2 protein-coding genes are annotated in these 1,195 nt (G+C 32.8%); one reads left to right on the top strand and one right to left on the bottom strand.

Going from position 1 to position 1,195, the window contains the following annotated elements:
- Positions 1-16: 16 nt before the first annotated feature.
- Positions 17-277: a helix-turn-helix domain-containing protein gene (locus ME3_RS06665; protein ID WP_007478154.1), complete on the bottom strand. Its 261-nt coding sequence runs from the start codon at positions 275-277 to the stop codon at positions 17-19.
- 109 nt (positions 278-386) lie between these two features.
- On the opposite strand from ME3_RS06665, the gene ME3_RS06660 reads away from it, so the two are divergent.
- Complete coding sequence (locus ME3_RS06660) at positions 387-1,007, top strand: XRE family transcriptional regulator (protein ID WP_007478153.1); 621 nt, start codon at positions 387-389, stop codon at positions 1,005-1,007.
- Positions 1,008-1,195: the final 188 nt, after the last annotated feature.

Raw genomic sequence — 1,195 nt, 5'->3', positions numbered from 1 at the left:
TCATGTTCTTATCCACCTAATATTGTTGACCATCGGTTTGATCACACCCCAACCTGCTCCCCACGCAACCATCAGTAAATTCAGATGGTAAGGAGACTAAACTATCTTGCAATTGGCGCAATTTTAAATAATTCATTAAAGAGATAGAGCCTCTTTTTTCCCATTTAGACACAGCAGCCTGGGTTACACTAAACGTTTTTGCCATTTCTGATTGCGTCCAATTAAATTTGATCCGTATTGATTTAATCAACTCTTTAAAATCTTCTCGTTGATTCATTTAATAACTCCGGTCATAGTTTATCTTAATTAATTCCTATAATTATAGTTATTTAAAAGTCAAGAAAATTTATCTTTATCAAAGATAAAAAAATAAGGTAAGTAAAACTATGAGTAATAAGTCTAATGTTATAAATCTTTTAAAGAAGATTTTAACTGAATTTAATTTAACACAAGAAGACGTGGCTAAGCGACTCAACGTAACGCAAGCTTCCGTATCAAAATGGTTGAAAGATTCAGATCCCCGTGGTTCTAACCGTGATGCTATTTTAGCATTATACAGAGAGTTAACAGGGGAAAATCACCTGATGACTTTTGTACCTCTTATGGGGTATATTGGAGCAGGAACAGAGATAGACCCAAGCTTTGAACAAATTCCTGAAGAAGGTCTTGCGCAAGTAGAAGTTCCTTTCACTCTCCCTGATGATATGATCGCCTTTGAAGTTAAAGGGGACTCTATGTATCCCGCTTACAAAGATGGAGATATGGTTATTGTTAGACGACGCCAAATCAAAGCAATAGAATTCTTTATTGGAAAAGAAGCAGTTATTTTAACGCATGATAATAAAAGATACATAAAAAAAATCAGTCGAGGAATGAATGGGGCGATAGATCTGGTTTCGTGGAACAATGCACCACCTATCGAAAATGTTAAAGTTATGTGGGTTGGGGAAATCTTTGCTATTCTACCAGAAAGTTCTTACAGTAAAATGATTCGCTTTAATTCTTAATTATTACCTATATAAAAATACCTTTTTAATCCCTTTACACAGCAAAACTTTATAATTTTTTTTACTAAAATATAATTTTTTATAATTTTTTACTTGATATTTTTATAATTATAGTTATATTTATCCCCATAACTTAAAAACAACCATTTACGAACAAGGAATAGAGGGGATGGAAAATGAATGAACAG

Origin of the sequence: Bartonella melophagi K-2C (assembly GCF_000278255.1) — a bacterium.
GTDB lineage: Bacteria > Pseudomonadota > Alphaproteobacteria > Rhizobiales > Rhizobiaceae > Bartonella > Bartonella melophagi.
This window is presented reverse-complemented; position numbering and strand designations above follow the sequence as displayed.

Bases quoted from the DNA above. Each gene is read 5' to 3' on its own strand.
- ME3_RS06665 (WP_007478154.1), bottom strand. From the start codon at position 277: ATGAATCAACGAGAAGATTTTAAAGAGTTGATTAAATCAATACGGATC.
- ME3_RS06660 (WP_007478153.1), top strand. From the start codon at position 387: ATGAGTAATAAGTCTAATGTTATAAATCTTTTAAAGAAGATTTTAACT.